We start from the raw sequence: 15,380 nt of genomic DNA on the forward strand, positions 1-15,380 counted from the left end.
CAAGCCAGCGGCTTAGCGCCTTAGAAAAACTTGGCGCGGTTGTCTTTCACGTTGGCGTGGGCCTTGATGGCCTCGTAAATCTTGCCGTCCTGCTGCTGGGCGCGCTGCTGGGCCAGCTGCTGCTGCACGGCTTTGAGGTTGGCCGGGGCGGGGGCGGGCGTCACGGTCTCGGGCTGCACCACCAGCACGCCCTGCTCGCCTTGGATGGGGGCCGACTTCTGGCCGGGCTTCAGGGCGAAGGCTTTGCCCACGGCCAGCGGCTCAAAACCCACGTTGGTGAGGCTGCCCTGGCCGAGCACCACGTTGGGGGCCACGCCCACCTGGGCGGTGGGGCCGTACTTGGCGGCCATGTCTTCCAGCGTGCCGGCGGTGGGCAGCTTGGCCATGATTTGCTTGGCTTTTTCTTCGTTGCGCACCAAGGCGGTCAACTCGGGACGCAGGCTTTCCACGGTGGCGGTGCCTTTGGCGCGCTCGTCGGTGAGGGCGGCGATGACGTACTGGTCACCCATCTCATACACTTCCGACACGTCGCCGACTTTGGTTTCGCTGCCGTTCGGGCCGAACCCGAAGGCCCAGCGCACCATTTCGCGGGCGTTTTGCAGGTTGTTGACGCTGCGGGCGGCGGCGTCCAGGTTTTTGGCTTCCTGCTTCACCAGGGTTTTGTCCTTGGTGGTGAGGGCGCGGAAGCTGGTCAGGTCGGTGGCCTGGCCTTTCAGGTCCTGGGCGCGGGCGTAGGCGGCTTCGCGGGTGGCGTCGCTCGGGGCGATGGTTTTCTTCACCTCGGCCACCTGATAGGTTTGCTTGGTGGGCACGGCCGTGATTTTGATGATGTGGTAGCCAAACGAGGTTTCCACCAGGTTGGGCAGCAGGCCGGGCGCGGTGGCGGCAAAAATAACTTTGTCGAACTCGGGCACCATGCGGCCCTGGCCAAACCAACCGAGGTCGCCGCCCTGGTCTTTGGTGCCGTCGGTGCCGAACTGGCGGGCCATGGCCGCAAAGTCGGCGCCGGCTTTGATTTTGTTCAGGATGTCCTGGGCCTTGGCTTTGGCGGCGGCTTTGGCTTCGGGCGTGGCGCCGTCGGCCTTGATGAGGATGTGGCTGGCGCGGGCGGCGGCGTCTTTGCCCGTGCTCACGCCCGTCACTTTATACAGCGAGTAAGTGCCGGCTTCGGCGTAGGGGCCGTACACTTTGCCCTGGGTCAGGGGCAGTTGCTTGCGCAGCTGCTCGGGCAGGTCGGCGGGGCTGCGGAAGGCCTTGTTGTAAGGCTGCTCCGAGTTGGCCGACACAAACAGCGAGTCGACGGGGGCCGAAGCGAACTGGGTGGTCAGCTCGGCCATCTGGCTTTTCACGGCGGCGCTGTCTTCTTTCGAAGCTACCACCGGAATGCTGATGTATTCCACCGAGCGACCGTTTTCCACCTTGTACTTGCCCTTGTTCTTGTCGAGGTAGGCCTGCAGCTGGTCGTCGGTCACTTTCACGGCCGAGTCGGAGATGGTGGCGTAGGGCACGAACAGGTACTTCACCGTGGCCTTGCTGTTCTGGTTGGCGTCGAAGCGTTTGGCTTCGGCCGTGGTCACGTACACCGAGTTTTTCAGCAGGGCGTTGTACTTGTTGGCCAAGCGCTCGGCGGGCAGGTTGGCTTCGAAGTTGCGCCAGGCGGCCTGGTTTTCGGGCGGCAGCTTGTCAAGGTTTTTCAAGTAGTCAATCAGGCGGGCCTTGTCGAATTGGCCGGTGGCCTTGTCGGTGAAGGCCTGCTTGATGCCGGCGTTCACGTTGTCGCCCTGCACCATGTCCACCAATTCGTCGTCGCTCACGGTCAGGCCCAGCTTGTCCCACTCCGGCTGGAACGCCAGGCGGTAGATGGTCTGGTTCCAGGCCTGGTCGCGCAGGTAGCCGAGGGCCTGCTCGTCGGGCTGGCGCTGCTGCTGGGCGGCGAAGGCCTGCTTAGCCTGTTCCAGGGCGCCGTTGTAGTCCTCCAGCTCCACCTTTTGGCCGGCCACTTCGCCCACTACGTTGTCGTTGCGGTTGAAGAGGCGGTTTTTGCCGCCCACTAGGTCGCCGCCCACTATAAAGAGCAGCATGCCGATGGCCACCAGGCCCACCGCCACGCCTGATTTTTCCCGAATCGTGTTAATTAAAGCCATTTACTTGTCAAAAGAATCAGAGTCGTGTTGGTCAAAAGAGGCGCAAAATAACCAGAATTTGACCGGGAATCAAAGTTTTGCCGGATTTAAAGTCCTAAACCAGCACGCTAAAACCCACCTTGTTACCTGCGTTTGGCCCAGACGCGGCGCCCAACTTCACCCGGCGGCCGGCAGCCTAGCGGCGTTTTTTGGCCGATTTGGCGGGCGTTTTGGCGCGGTTTTGCCGGGCCAGCTTGGCTTCCTGCTCGGCTATTTTAGCCGCCAGCCGTTCCTGCTGCCGCCAGTACAGCAGCGGCATCCAGCACACCATCGAGACCATGAACAGCCAGTAGTTGCGGGCTAGGTCGTTGTAGAAAATGGTCTGGTACACGCCGATGACGAGCGCCACCACGCCCACGGCGAAAAGGACGGTGCGCAGCAGGGATTTGTCGAATTTCATAAGTAGCAGAGCCGTTCAGGCGTCCTAGATGCCCGCGCCCACCTTATCGAAGAAGCCTGTGGGATGATAAATGCGGTACAGGCTCAGGTCTTGCTTTGCCCACAGGCCATTGCCCCACAGCCTCTCGGTGGGGGTTTCCACTTGTACGGCCATGGCCGAATCGGTGTAGATGACGCCCTTGTTTTTGTCGAAGTACAGCTTTTCCGTATCCAGACGCTCGGCTTTGAGCAGGTTCACCACCTGCACCCGTCCGCGCATGGTGTAGAGGTTTTTGGCTTTTTCGTACTTGGCCGAGTCGGCCTTAATTGTGTTCACAACGGTCTTCTTCCCGTCAGCTGAATAAAAGGTCACGACCACGCCTTTGGGCCACACAAAGTCGCTGTTCTCGAACTGCTGCTGCACCGGGGCCGTGAGCTGAAACTTAAGTTTAGCCGAGTCGCTGATGAGCTCCACCACGTTGGTCGTTTCCATCAGCGGGCCGTTGTATGCCTCGAAGGGTCCGCTCACTTTCTGCTTCTCACAGCCCGCCAGCGCCAGCACCGCCAGCACGGGCGCCCCCATCCTCCCCCACTGCGGCCGAAACGTGCGCACTTTTCTGGTTGTCGTTAGAGCGTGAAGGCGGGTGCTTATTGCAGGCGCCGCTTGATGAACCAGCGGTTGTTGAGGGTGATGCCCAGCTGGCCGCGGATGTAGCTTTCCTGCACGTTGCTGGTGCCAAGGGTCGAGTTGAGCACTTCGGTGTTGCCGCGCACGCCGTAGGTGAACGCCAGGCTGATGGTGGTCGACTCCAGTGTGGAGGCCGTGGGCAGCGGGAAGCCGAAGCCCCAGCTCACGGCGCGGTCGTACAGGGTTTTGCCGCCTATCTGGTAGGGCATCTGCCCAATCGAGATGCCGGCGCGGTAAGCCACGCGCTGGAAATAATGGTCGACCGAGCCCGGGTCCGGGGCGATTTCGCCGCCCAGGCCGAAGCGCAGGGTGTTGCTCAGGGCCGGACCAGTGCTGTTGAAGTTGCGAAACTTCGACCACTGCTGCTGCGCCACGTCGAGATTGACGCTCCAGTTCTTTTCGTTGTCGAGGCTGATGCCCACCTGGGCCAGGGTCGGCACGTAGGCGCTGCCGCGCCCGTCGCTGATGGTGATGGGCGCGCTCGATAGGGTGCCGTCGGTGTTTTCGCGCTCCTGGGTGTTGGCTTGCTGCCCGTTCAGGGTGTGGCCGAAGCTGTACACGCCGCCCAGGTTCAGGGTGAGTTCCTTGGCCACCTTCTGGCGGTAGTGCGCACCGGCCCGGAAGGCAAAGTCGGAGTAGCGCGTGTGCTGGCGCTCCACCACTTTCACCGAGTTCGCGCTGTTGTCGGCCGTCACCACGGTGGTGGCGGTGGTTTCGTCTATCACGCCAAAGACGTAAGAAGCCGTCAGGCCCACGGTTAGGGCTTTGGTGATGCGCACGCCCTGGCCCAGGTAGGCCTCCGAAAGGCCGCCTTCGCCCCGGTACTGCTTCAGCGACTGCGCGGGCTGATTGGCCGGGGTGTTCACCACGTCCTGCAGGATGTTCGACTCGTAGTCGACCGCGCTCAGGGGTTTCAAGCCCACGGCCGCGCCCCACTTCGAACTCAGCGGCACCGACAGGGCCAGGTAGCCCAGCGTGCCGCTGCCGCTGCGGCTGGAAGCGGCGGCATTTTTCACCGTTTTGTACTGGCCGTTGAAGCCGGCTTCAAAGGTGGTGCGGTTGGTGTAGTACAGCAGCGCGGGGTTCAACTCGTTTACGTTCACCGCGTTCGGCGCCGCCAGGCCCACGCCGCCCATGCCCATCTGGCGCACGCCGCCGGTGTTGGCGTTGAATTCGCCCAAGCCAATGCGCGAGTAGGGCGAGTTGCCGAGGCCCTGCGCCTGGGCGCCTCCCGCCAGCAATACCATCGACCCCACCAGCGCCAGGCCCAAGCCCGTGCGCCCCATCTCTTTATTTGACAACATGATAAGCTAAAATCCGATTTAGGCCGAGCAGCACCAGCTCAGGCACAACAAAGATACGAGCCGGGAGACGGGCCGCCAGAAAAGCCGCGTCGCCCCCGGTGAGCAGCACGCCCAGCCGCGGATACCGCTGCCGGTACTGGGCCAGCAGGCCCGTGATTTCGGCCACGGTCCCGTTCACCACGCCGCTCAGCAGGCTCCCGGTAGTGGAGTCGCCCACGAGCGGAACCGTTGCATCGGCGGGCGGCAGCTCCAGCCACGGCAGCCGCCCCGTGAAGGCGTGCAGCGCCCGCAGCCGCATGCCCAGCCCCGGCCCGATGCTGCCACCGTGGTAGATGCCATCGGCCGTCACCAGGTCCAGCTTCAGGGCCGTGCCCGCGTCTACGATGAGCGTGTCCTGCCCCGGCCGTAGGCTTGCCGCCCCCACGGCCGCCGCCAGCCGGTCGGCGCCCAGCGTGTGCGGCGTGGCGTAAGCATTGCGTAGCGGAATAACCGTGCTGCCCGGCAAAAAGGTCATGAGTTCGCCCGGAATTTGGGCGCGCAACTCTTCCGCCTGCAGCGCAGCATCTTCCGCTACCGAGGAAACGATGAGGTGCTGCGGCTGCCAGTGCTGCACCAGTTCCAGCACCTGCGCCGCCGAGAGGCCGGCGGCCATTTCGCGCAAGGCCAGGCCCTCGAAGCACCCGGCTTTTACGGCTGTGTTGCCGATGTCGAGGGCCAAGGTTCGCATACCAAATGGGAGAGTTAGCGGACTGATGCGGAAGATGCTGGAAAAGGACCCGTCGATTTCTCAAAAGGTCCCGATGATTTTTTAACTCATCGGGACCTTTTGCCTGAAACAAAGGAATTGGAACCACGCTCAGGGCCGGCAAATAGGCGGCTGCTTAGCTGGCCTGAGCTTTACAAGAAATACTTCAACCGAATGACCTCCTGCTCGCTCAGGAAGCGCCACTTGCCGCGGGGCAGGTCCTTCTTGGTGAGGCCGGCATATTGCACGCGGTCCAGGGCCACCACCTCGTAGCCGAGGTGCTCAAAAATGCGGCGCACAATGCGGTTGCGACCGATGTGGATTTCGATGCCCACAAAGTGCGCGTTGCCCGCCACCACGGCCACGTCGTCCACCACGGCTTTGCCGTCTTCCAGCTCCAGGCCTTCGGCAATCTGGCGCAGGTCGTCCTCGGTCAGCGGGCGGCTGAGCTCCACCTGGTAGATTTTCTTGTTCTTGTGCGAGGGGTGCGACAGCTTCTGGGCCACTTCGCCGTCGTTGGTGAAGAGCAGCAAGCCGGTGGTGTTGCGGTCGAGGCGGCCCACCGGAAAAATGCGCTCCTTCGAGGCGCCGGCTACCAGGTCCATCACCGTGCGGCGGCCTTCGGGGTCTTCGGTAGTCGTGATGAAATCCTTAGGCTTGTTCAGCAGCACGTACACCGACTTCTCGCGGTTGAGGTTGGTTTTGCCGTACTGCACGGTGTCCTCGGGCTGCACTTTGTAACCCATTTCCGTCACCACTTCGCCGTTCACCCGGATTTCTCCGGCCGCAATCAGCGCGTCGGCATCACGGCGCGAGCAGATGCCGGCGTTGGCGATGTAGCGGTTCAGGCGCGTCTCATCGGTGCCGAAGTCGTCGGCTTCTTCGCGCCGGCGCTTGTTGCCGCGGTTCTTGTCCTGCTCGTAGTGCTTGAGGTTTTTGTAGTCGGGCGCCTCGCCGGGCTTCTCGCCGTAGCGGGGCTTGTCGGCGCGGTTTTCCTGCGTCAGCGTCCGGGCCGGGCGGGGCTTATCGGTGCCCGAGCCGTAAGCAGTACCCGAGCGACGCACGCTGCGCTCCTGCGCTTTCAGGGCTTCGCGGCGCTCGGCAAAGCTGCCGGGTGCGGGCGTCCAGCGCTCGGTGCTACGCTTCTCGTAGGCGCCGGGGCGCTCACCGGTGCTGCGGGGCGCCGCGGCACCATCGCGCCGGCCAAACGCGCCGGGCGTGAACTTGCGACCAAACGCGGCCTGGTCGGCGCGGTAATCGGCATCGCCGGCTTCATCACGGTCGGCGCCAAAGCCGCGGCGCTCGCCGCGCTCTTCGCGGGGTTGCGGCGGGTTGGCCTCGAAAGGACGCGCCGCGCGGATGGGCCGGTTCGGGCCCCGCTCTTCGCTGCGCTGGAAATCTTCCGGCTCGCGCGGCGTGCTGCGGCCGAAGTTGCCGCCGGGGCGCGGCGCGCGGTCCTCCTGCGGGGCGTTGGGGTTTTGCTTCTGGAATTTGCGGTTGCGCTCGCCGGGCAGGCCGCGCGGCACGGCCTTCTCGCCGTCGCGGCGGTAGGGCTGGCCGTTCCAGTTCTCTTTGGGCTGATATTCCCGAACGGGCCGGAGCTCGGCCGATGGGCCACGCTGCTCGCCACGGTCGCTGCCGAAGCCGCCGCGCTCGGGGCGCGGGGTAGCGGTGCGGCCGTAGCTGGTGCCGCTGCGCTGCTCCTTGCCCACGCTGGGCCGGTTGTCGCGGCGCTCGAAAGGCCGGTCGTTGCCAAAGCCCTTGCCGCTAAAGCCGCTGCCGCCTTCGCGCGGGCCGCCGCCGTAGCTGCTGCCATAGGGGCGCTTCTCGCCCCCGTCAAACTTCTTCCCCCCCCCAAAGGCCCCGCCCGACGGACGGCCAAAAGCGCCATTGGCAGCGGGGCGCCCGAAGGCGCCGTTGGTGGCCGGACGGCCATTGCCGTAGGCCGGGCGCTCGCCCCCGCGGCTGTTGCCACGGTCGCTGCCGAAGCCGCCGCGCTCGGGGCCGCGTTCATTGCTGCGGCCGGCGCTGTTGCCGAAACCACCGGGACCACCCGTGCCGGGGCGGCCGCCGCGACGGTCCGCCTTGTTGCTGTTGTCTGAGAAATGTTTCTTGCCCATGGGGAGAAAAATTTGCATGCCGTATCGCTACGGTACAGGTTAAAAAAAGGAGTCGGCACGAAGTAGCCGGCAGTCAGAAGCGGGTCAACGTCATCAACCCGAATAAAATTCTAACTGCCGGCCAGTTCGTACCGACTACCAAAAAATCGGCTGCTTAGTCGCGCCGCGCCATCTTGGCTTCAATCGAGTGCTGGGTGTGGGGCACGGCGCGCAGGCGCTCCTTGGGGATGAGCTTGCCCGTGCCGATACACACGCCGTAGGTGCCGTTCTTGATGCGGACCTGGGCATTTTCGAGCTGCTGGATGAACTTCATCTGGCGCGAAGCCAGCTGGTTCATGCTTTCCTTCTCGGCGGTGTCGGCGCCGTCTTCCAGCACCTTGGCCGACGAGGCCGTGGTGTCGGTGCCGGTGTCGTTGCTGCGGTTCAGGGTTTCCTTAATGAACGACAACTCCTTGCGGGCCGCCGTCAGTTTTTCCTGAATAATCTGGTCGAACTCGTTCAAGTCCTCCCGGGAATAGCGAATGTTGTCGTCGTTCATCGAATGGATAAAAAAGGCTGCGCTTGTGGTAAGAAAGTGTTTTCGGAGTTGCACCGGCAACGCCGCAGGCGGCTAAAAGGTTTAGTGAGGCATTCCAACGCCTAGTGCCTTTGCCTAAAGCCATTGCGGGCTTCATTTTGCGGGCGCAAAGTTACGGCTTTCGGGCCGCTTTTCCTTGTCTTGCTAAAACCCCAGCATTTGGATGGCTGCCACCGCGGCTTCCACGCCCTTATTGCCGTGTTTGCCGCCGGCGCGGTCCCAGGCCTGCTCCAGGGTGTTGGTGGTCACCAAGCCGAATATGACGGGTTTGTTAAATTTCAGCGCCACGTTGGTGATACCTTGCGCCACGGCGTGGCAGATGTAGTCGTCGTGCTTGGTTTCGCCCTGTATCACCACGCCCAGGCAAATGACGGCGTCCATCTCGTCGTGCTGCGCCAGAAACTGCGCGCCCAGGGTCAGCTCGAAGCTGCCGGGCACGGTGTTGCGAAAGATGTTTTCGGCCTTCGCGCCGTGCTTCAGCAGCGTTTCGTAGGCGCCAGCGCTCAGCACGTCGGTAATCTCGCGGTTCCACTCGGCCACCACCAGGCCGAAGCGCTTTTCGCTGATGTCAATAAAGGAGGAAGCGTCGTAGTCGCTCAGGTTCTGGAGGGCAGTTGCCATGTGATGATGCGATTAAAATGAGTCATCCTGAGCGCAGCGAAGGACCTTATCACGGTTGAACGGGGCTCGTTCGGGTGCGATAAGGTCCTTCGCTGCGCTCAGGATGACAAAAGGTAAAATTCTTACTTGGCCAGTTTGGCTTTGTACTGGCGGGCTTCGGCTACTTCCTGGGCCGTGGGGTACTCGCTGATGATGCGGTCGTAGGCTTTCACAGCCCCGTCGGTGTCGCCAGCGATTTCGCGGGCCGTGGCCTCCTTCAGCAGGTAGCCGGGCGAGAAGTACTCGTTGGCGTTGTGGTCGGCCGCTTTGGCGTAAAGGTCGGCGGCTTCCTTGGGCTTGTTGAGTTCCAGCTGCGCGTCGCCCATCAGGGCGTAGGCCCGGCTTTGCACCAAGTAGTCGTCCGAGCTGAAGTCTTCGAGGTAGTTGAGCGCCTCCTGAAACTTGCCTTGCTTGAGCGAAGCCACGCCGGCGTAGAAGTTGGCCAGGTTGCCGGCTTTGGTGCTGCCGTACTCGTTGGCCACCGTCACCAAGCCGGGCGCTTTGCCGTCGCCTTTCAGGGCTTTGTTCAGCGAGTCGGCTTCCCAGTTGTTCACGGCCCGGAACATGCTGGCCTGCGCTTTTTGGTCCTGCTGGTTGCGCCAGGTGTAGTAGCCGAAACCGCCCACCACGGCCAGCACCACCACCGCCAGAATGGTCAGCAGCAGGTTGCGGTTGTTGCGCACGAAATCTTCCGACTCGGCCAGGCGCGCGGCCAGGGCGTCCGGGTCTTCCAGCAGCGGGTTCTCGGCCGGCAGGTTTTCGGCCGGGGCCAGCGGGTCAACCGGCACGTTCTGGGTTACTTGCCCCTGGCGGGCCTGCTGGCTTTTGCCAGTATAAGGAATCTTCGACATACAAAAGAAGCGGCCCGCTATTCGGTCGTAGCGGCTGGCTTTTTATTAAAAAGTGCGATAGTTGGAGGCGCAAAGCTAATGACTAACAGCTAGTAGCTCGCCGCCATTCCCTTTTAGTCGTGGATATAAGGATAGTCGGCCTGCACGTACACGTCCTTGTAGAGCTCGTCGGGCGTGGGGAAGGGCGAGGTTTCGGCAAAGTCGACCGACTCCTGCACCTGCGCTTTGATTTTCTCGTCGATGGCTTCGAGGTCGGCCTCGGTGGCCATGTTCTGCGTCAGGATGGTGTGGCGCACGCCCTCGATGGCGTCGCGGAGGCGGTAGTCTTCCAGCTCTTCCTTGGTGCGGTACTTGGCCGGGTCGCTCATCGAGTGGCCCTTGTAGCGGTAGGTTTTGAACTCCAGCAGCGTGGGGCCTTCGCCGGCGCGGGCGCGCTCGGCGGCGCGGGCCACGGCCTCGTGCACGTCTTCCACGCGCATGCCGTTCACCGGCTCCGAGGGCATGTCGTAGCTCAGGCCTAGTTTGTAGAGGTCGGTCACGTTGGAGGTGCGCTGCACCGACGTGCCCATGGCGTAGCCGTTGTTCTCAATCACGAAGATGACGGGCAGCTTCCACAGCATGGCCATGTTGAAGGCCTCGTGCAGGGCGCCCTGGCGCACGGCGCCGTCGCCCATGTAGCAGATGCAGAGCTTGCCGGTCTTGTTGTACTTCTCGGCAAAGGCAATGCCGGCGCCCATGGGCACCTGGCCGCCCACGATGCCGTGGCCGCCCATGAAGCCCACTTCCTTGTCGAACATGTGCATCGAGCCGCCCTTGCCTTTCGAGCAGCCGGTGGCTTTGGCAAACAGCTCGGCCATCACGGCATTAGGCGAGGTGCCCAGCGCCAGTGGGTGGGCGTGGTCGCGGTAGGCAGTGATGTACTTGTCGCCTTTTTCCAGCGCCGACACCACCCCGGCTACGCAGGCCTCCTGGCCAATGTAGAGGTGGCAGAAGCCTTTGATTTTTTGCTGGCCGTAGAGCTGGCCAGCCTTGTCCTCAAACTTGCGCATGAGCTGCATCTGCTCGTACCACTGCAGGTAGGTTTCCTTCGGGAAGTTGGTCCCGGCGTTGGCCTGTTTGGAGAGGTCGGTGCCCGACGCAGCCAAGGCCGCCGCGTCGGTGCCGGGCAGCACGGGGTCGGGCTGGCCGCCGGTCATTGCGGCGTTGCCTTTTCCTTTGGTCGCAGCTGCTGCGCCGTTAGAAGCCGTCGTTTTTTTAGAAGCAGCTTTTACTTTCGTATCCGCCATAGCACGTTTAAGGAAAAGAATATTTCGCGTTGGGAGGGCGAAATTACGTAAAAGTGCTGGCAATACCGAACCTTATGACCCTCGACTCCCTCCAGCTGCTCTTTTTTAAAAATTACGACGACGCGGCGCTGCGGCTCTCCCCCGGGCTCAATTGCTTTATTGGGGACAACGGCAGCGGAAAAACGAATCTGCTGGATGCCATCCACTATTTGTCGCTGACTAAGAGCGCCATAACTACCACTGACGCCCTTTGCATAAAGCAAGGCGCTGATTTCTTTGTAGTTAAGGGAGTTTTCTCATCTGATTTGCCGGCCAGCCCGGAAACCATTCAGGTAAGCCTGCGCCAGGGCCAGAAAAAGACCCTGACCCACAACAAGCAGCCGTATGAGCGCATGGCTGACCACATTGGCCGCTACCCGGCAGTGCTGATTTCGCCTTACGACACCGACCTCATTCGCCAGGGCAGTGAGGAGCGCCGCAAGTATTTCGATAGCCTGATGGCGCAGCTCGACCATGAGTTTCTGGAGCTGCTCATTTCCTATAATGCCCTGCTACGCCAGCGCAACGCTGTGCTCAAGCAAGGCGGTGACCGGCCGGCCCATGGCTTCGACCGCGACTATCTGTTGGCCCTTGACGAGCAGCTGGCGCCTCTTGGGCAAGGGCTGACCGCACTACGGGAAGCTTTCTTGGCTGAGTACGTTCCCATCTTCCAGCGCCACTACCAACAGCTGGCTGATGGCCGCGAAGTTGTTTTGCTTACTTATAAGAGCCAATTGCTCGGAGCCGACTTCGCCCACTTATTGCGCAGCAATGAACGCCGTGACTTCGCCTTGCAACGTAGCACAATTGGTTCTCACCGCGACGACTTTGTTTTCCTGATGGACGACATGCCGGTGAAAAGCCACGCCTCACAGGGCCAGCAGAAGTCGTTTGCCATTGCACTCAAACTGGCGCAGTTTGAGATGTTGGCAGCAAAACAAGCGCGCAAGCCCCTGCTGCTGCTGGATGATATCTTCGACCGGCTCGACGACAAGCGCATTGCCCGCCTACTGGAATTGGTAGCCGATGAGACCTTCGGCCAGGTATTTCTCACCGACACCAACTTGGAACGCACCGACCAAGCACTGGCCCGGGTGAACATTCCTATCCTCCGTTTTCGGGTGCAGAATGGAACCGTTGCATCTGCCTAGCGGCGTTCAGGCGCTACCTTTGCTGCCCCAAAAAAGGGCCTTTCCCCTTTTGCTTTGGCCTGGTTGCATTGTGAAAAAGCCCTCCTCCCCTCCTTCCCGCTCCGGTGACATTTCCCTTAAGGAAGGTCTCGAAGCCCTCGTCCGCGCCTACCGCCTGCAAGGTAAGCTCAATGAAGTAACGGTGGTATCGAGTTGGGAGCGGGTCATGGGCAAGGCCGTTGCGCTGAAAACCCAGGAGGTATACGTGAACCAAGGGCGGCTTTTCGTCCGCCTCACCTCTGCCCCACTCAAGCACGAACTGGTAATGGCAAAGACGCGCGTAGCCGAGCTTATCAATGCCGAAGTTGGTGAGACGGTCATTAAGGAGGTCATCTTCCTATAGGCTAAATTGCCATTAGCTTTTTGCTCGCTCCGTCAATCCGTAGGCCGAGCTGTATTGCTTTCTTCCAGCGACTGGCTAATCATCGACGAGGTTATAGGGGGCTAGATTTCGAATGCCTCAATGGCCTCGCCAAGCTCTTTGTTCGCAAAAGAGCGAATAGACAGCCCGGGTTTCGGCTTAATGCAATTCCTATATCAGGCCACCATACTCTATAGCTTATTGCCATTGCGCGCTGGCGTGGAATTGAATCTGCTTGTGGTGCCAAGTTATTGCACAGCTCTTTTTATTAAGAAGAGTGGTCATGGCACCCACGAGTACTTTACACCAGGCGAGCACTTTGATTGTCTGAACAAAAATGTTTCACGTGGAACATTTTTGTTACTTGGGGCCGTACACCTTTAGCAAAAGCTCATTGTAGGCCTCCAACAGCGCGATATACTTGCCTTGCAGTATTAAAAGTTGCTTTGAAGGGTCACAGTCAGCAGCTTGTGCTTGTGTTACACGTGGTGTAACGTTATGCGTAACACTATTTGTAACACTATGCTTAGCAGGCGATGTTACAAAGGGAATAACCGATTGTTGAGCAATTGTAAAGTCGAGTGAAAAATCATGATTAATTATTTCGCCAATTCTATTTACAAAGTTGTAATCAACTGTTTCTTCTTTGAACTTACGGTAAATGGTAGGACGTGTAATGCCCAATTCATCGACGATACGCGTAATGGAAATACCACTGTTTTTGATGGCTTCTTGCAGGATTTCGCCTTGATGTGGCATAATTGGGTGTATTGCGTAACGCTTGTGCAAATATGTACACTGTATACGTATGAAACAAAATCAAGTGACAATAAAAATTACATAATGGTAGCAATTATGTACTCGTTACAATATAATACAACGTAACAATTACACATATTTACTGTAACATTATATCATTACAAATTCTTACTGCAACAAAACGATTTAACACTTTACACTGAGCACATGATGCGTTCAAAGCGCGTTTTAAATAGTAGCGCACACCTGTTTTGTACTGGCCGCCACGTTCCTACAAAACAGAGGAAAGAAGTGACCGAAACCGGTCAGGATAATCTGTTGTGATGCCATCCACCCTCAAGGCTAATAAACGTTGCATGTCGTTATGTTCATTTACAGTCCAGGGCACCAAGCGGAGGCCGGGAAAATCTGTCCGCAGAGCCGCCACGGCACCCGGTGTAGCGGTGAGATAATGGGGGCCGAACGTGGTGGGCACGAAGCCAAGCTGACAAATGCTATGGGCCCAGGGAAATTGGTCTTCCACCAGAAGACAGGTAGCCAGCTGGGGCTGCTGGTGAGCCAGCCGAAGAATGCGAGCATCGAAGCTGAGCAGCGAGGTGCGCGAGAAGACATCAGCCGCGGTCAATTCGGCCAGTACCAGAGCGAGGAATTCGGCGGGAGCAGGGTGGAAACGGTGGTCGCCCTCAGGGCTGCTTTTTACCTCGACGGAATAACGCATTGCTGGGCGACCAAGACGTGCGGCAGCGGCTTCTACGCTGGTCAGAACTTCACGGAGCAGTGGCTTGTAGGCAGGCTGCACAACTTGCTCGGGAAAGCTGGGATGGCGCAGCTGACCACAGTCGCAACGCCGAATGGCTGCGTAGGGCAATTGATATAAGTTGTGCCGCTGAGCTTCATTTGAAGAGAAGGGCTGTCCGTTTGGGTCAAGGCAAATAAGAGGATTCAGCCACGGCTCGTGCGACACGACTACTTGCCTATCGGCCGAAATCACGACGTCTAATTCCACCACATCTACTCCTAAAGCCACTGCGTGCAGGAAAGCGGGCAAGGTATTTTCGGGGCGCAGGCCACGGCAGCCGCGGTGACCGTGAACCTCTATACAGGCAGAAACCATGGGAGAAGCAACAAAAGGTTATGACAAGCAACGATAGGCTCCGGCCGGAGCTATAATTATGCCCAAGGGAATGAACTAGGGTACGCAAAAGAGGAGTCATTAACCGTAAGCTTCTCCGTAAAACGCCCGGATTAGGGTACTTTTGCGGCTCATCATTACACCTCACGGCTTCCATGAAAAAACTGCTGCTATTTGTGTTACTGCTGGCTCTGGCAGCCGGAGGATACTATTACTACCGGAACCTGAAAACCGGCCCGCAAGGAGCGCTGGTTTCGGCGGCGGCGGCGGTGCAGACCCACGACATGGCGACTTTTGAAAAATACGTGGACGTGAACAGCGTGACCACTCACTTGGTAGACGACGTGGCCCAGCAGGGCTCGGCGCTCACGTCGCTGCTCCCGGGAGGCAGCCTGGTAATGGGCGGGGCCATGCGCATGCTGAAGCCAGCGTTGGCCAAGGCAGCCCATCAGGAAGTGCAGCGCTACGTAGAAACGGGCTCGCTGGAGGCCGCCGCGGCCGCGGCCCCCAAGCGGCTGGTGAACATCTCGCTGACTGGCCTGGCCAGCCGGGTGGTGAGCCCGGAAAGCGAGTTTAAGGGCATCAAGTATACCCGCGAGGAGGGCGACAACGCCTTCGTGGGCCTGGAAGTGACTCAGCCCAAATACGACACCACCATGGTGGTGGAAGTGAAAATGCGCCGGCAGGGCGACCACTGGCAGATGACGCAAATCACGAACAGCGGCGAGCTGCTGCGAGGCGTGACCCGGCTGGAAAAGAAGCGGCTGCTTAATCAATAAGCATAGACTAAGAGGCAAACAAAAAGCCCGTCGCATGAGCGACGGGCTTTTTGTTTGCTTAGCATACACTACGAACTGTTGCGGCCGAATAGGTAGTAAAGAATCAGACCACCGAAGGGGAAGAAGAAAACGATGGCTGCCCAGATTAGTTTTTTGCTCAAATCCCAGGGCTTGCCGAAAATATTGACCAAGGCCCAAATGTCAAGAATGGCCAACAAAACGCCCCAAGGAGCAAGACTACCGTCCGCGTAGAAGCGGCGGCACGACGAGGCCAGCATCATCAGAGGAAGCAGTAGAGCTGTAATGGGCAAACGAGAAACGAAGTGAC

Annotated in this window: 16 protein-coding genes; 3 read left to right on the forward strand and 13 right to left on the reverse strand. The window is 60.0% G+C overall.

The annotated features are described in order from the left end of the window. Positions 1-20 precede the first annotated feature (20 nt). The 10 genes from I2H31_RS20590 to pdhA all read right to left on the reverse strand — a co-directional run bounded on the left by I2H31_RS20590 (position 21) and on the right by pdhA (position 10,792). A complete protein-coding gene (locus I2H31_RS20590) occupies positions 21-2,144 on the reverse strand; it encodes a peptidylprolyl isomerase (protein ID WP_196294940.1) in 2,124 nt (707 codons plus the stop codon). Between the two features lie 175 nt (positions 2,145-2,319). Further along, a complete protein-coding gene (locus tag I2H31_RS20595; protein ID WP_196294941.1) occupies positions 2,320-2,583 on the reverse strand; it encodes a hypothetical protein in 264 nt (87 codons plus the stop codon). 24 nt (positions 2,584-2,607) lie between these two features. Beyond that, positions 2,608-3,174 (reverse strand): LPS export ABC transporter periplasmic protein LptC, encoded by a 567-nt coding sequence (gene lptC, locus I2H31_RS20600; protein ID WP_196294942.1) that lies wholly within the window; start codon positions 3,172-3,174, stop codon positions 2,608-2,610. 35 nt (positions 3,175-3,209) lie between these two features. After that, the gene (locus tag I2H31_RS20605) at positions 3,210-4,553 is read right to left on the reverse strand and encodes a porin family protein (protein WP_196294943.1); all 1,344 of its coding nucleotides are present in this window, start codon (positions 4,551-4,553) and stop codon (positions 3,210-3,212) included. Further along, on the reverse strand, positions 4,540-5,280 hold the full coding sequence (locus tag I2H31_RS20610; RefSeq protein WP_196294944.1) for a type III pantothenate kinase: 741 nt from the start codon (positions 5,278-5,280) through the stop codon (positions 4,540-4,542). Before I2H31_RS20610 ends, I2H31_RS20605 begins: the two co-directional genes overlap by 14 nt. Before the next feature lie 170 nt (positions 5,281-5,450). Further along, on the reverse strand, positions 5,451-7,418 hold the full coding sequence (locus I2H31_RS20615; protein ID WP_196294945.1) for a pseudouridine synthase: 1,968 nt from the start codon (positions 7,416-7,418) through the stop codon (positions 5,451-5,453). Between the two features lie 154 nt (positions 7,419-7,572). Beyond that, a complete protein-coding gene (locus I2H31_RS20620; protein WP_196294946.1) occupies positions 7,573-7,956 on the reverse strand; it encodes a TraR/DksA family transcriptional regulator in 384 nt (127 codons plus the stop codon). A 183-nt stretch (positions 7,957-8,139) separates the two neighbouring features. Next, on the reverse strand, positions 8,140-8,616 hold the full coding sequence (ribH, locus tag I2H31_RS20625) for a 6,7-dimethyl-8-ribityllumazine synthase (RefSeq protein ID WP_196294947.1): 477 nt from the start codon (positions 8,614-8,616) through the stop codon (positions 8,140-8,142). A 122-nt stretch (positions 8,617-8,738) separates the two neighbouring features. After that, positions 8,739-9,506, reverse strand: a complete 768-nt coding sequence (locus tag I2H31_RS20630) for a tetratricopeptide repeat protein (protein WP_196294948.1) — start codon at positions 9,504-9,506, stop codon at positions 8,739-8,741. 113 nt (positions 9,507-9,619) lie between these two features. Next, entirely contained in the window at positions 9,620-10,792 is a 1,173-nt protein-coding gene (gene pdhA / locus I2H31_RS20635; protein WP_230687951.1) for a pyruvate dehydrogenase (acetyl-transferring) E1 component subunit alpha, read from the reverse strand. Positions 10,793-10,866: 74 nt separating this feature from the next. Between pdhA and recF the strand changes: the two genes are divergently transcribed. Together recF and I2H31_RS20645 are read left to right on the forward strand one after the other, a co-directional pair. After that, the gene (gene recF, locus I2H31_RS20640) at positions 10,867-11,982 is read left to right on the forward strand and encodes a DNA replication/repair protein RecF (RefSeq protein ID WP_196294949.1); all 1,116 of its coding nucleotides are present in this window, start codon (positions 10,867-10,869) and stop codon (positions 11,980-11,982) included. Between the two features lie 70 nt (positions 11,983-12,052). Further along, positions 12,053-12,364, forward strand: a complete 312-nt coding sequence (locus I2H31_RS20645; protein ID WP_317192252.1) for a DUF721 domain-containing protein — start codon at positions 12,053-12,055, stop codon at positions 12,362-12,364. A 378-nt stretch (positions 12,365-12,742) separates the two neighbouring features. Here I2H31_RS20645 and I2H31_RS20650 read toward each other — a convergent pair whose 3' ends face one another. After that, complete coding sequence (locus tag I2H31_RS20650) at positions 12,743-13,171, reverse strand: helix-turn-helix domain-containing protein (protein ID WP_196294951.1); 429 nt, start codon at positions 13,169-13,171, stop codon at positions 12,743-12,745. Between the two features lie 241 nt (positions 13,172-13,412). Further along, positions 13,413-14,255 (reverse strand): glycerophosphodiester phosphodiesterase family protein, encoded by an 843-nt coding sequence (locus tag I2H31_RS20655; RefSeq protein WP_196294952.1) that lies wholly within the window; start codon positions 14,253-14,255, stop codon positions 13,413-13,415. A 173-nt stretch (positions 14,256-14,428) separates the two neighbouring features. On the opposite strand from I2H31_RS20655, the gene I2H31_RS20660 reads away from it, so the two are divergent. Next, positions 14,429-15,052, forward strand: coding sequence for a hypothetical protein (locus I2H31_RS20660; protein WP_196294953.1), 624 nt, complete (start codon positions 14,429-14,431; stop codon positions 15,050-15,052). A 68-nt stretch (positions 15,053-15,120) separates the two neighbouring features. Here I2H31_RS20660 and I2H31_RS20665 read toward each other — a convergent pair. Continuing rightward, on the reverse strand, positions 15,121-15,380 hold a 260-nt coding region (locus I2H31_RS20665; protein WP_230687952.1), incomplete at its 5' end, for a PLD nuclease N-terminal domain-containing protein.

The sequence above is a fragment of the Hymenobacter ruricola genome (assembly GCF_015694525.1).
In the GTDB taxonomy this organism is placed as follows: Bacteria; Bacteroidota; Bacteroidia; order Cytophagales; family Hymenobacteraceae; genus Hymenobacter; species Hymenobacter ruricola.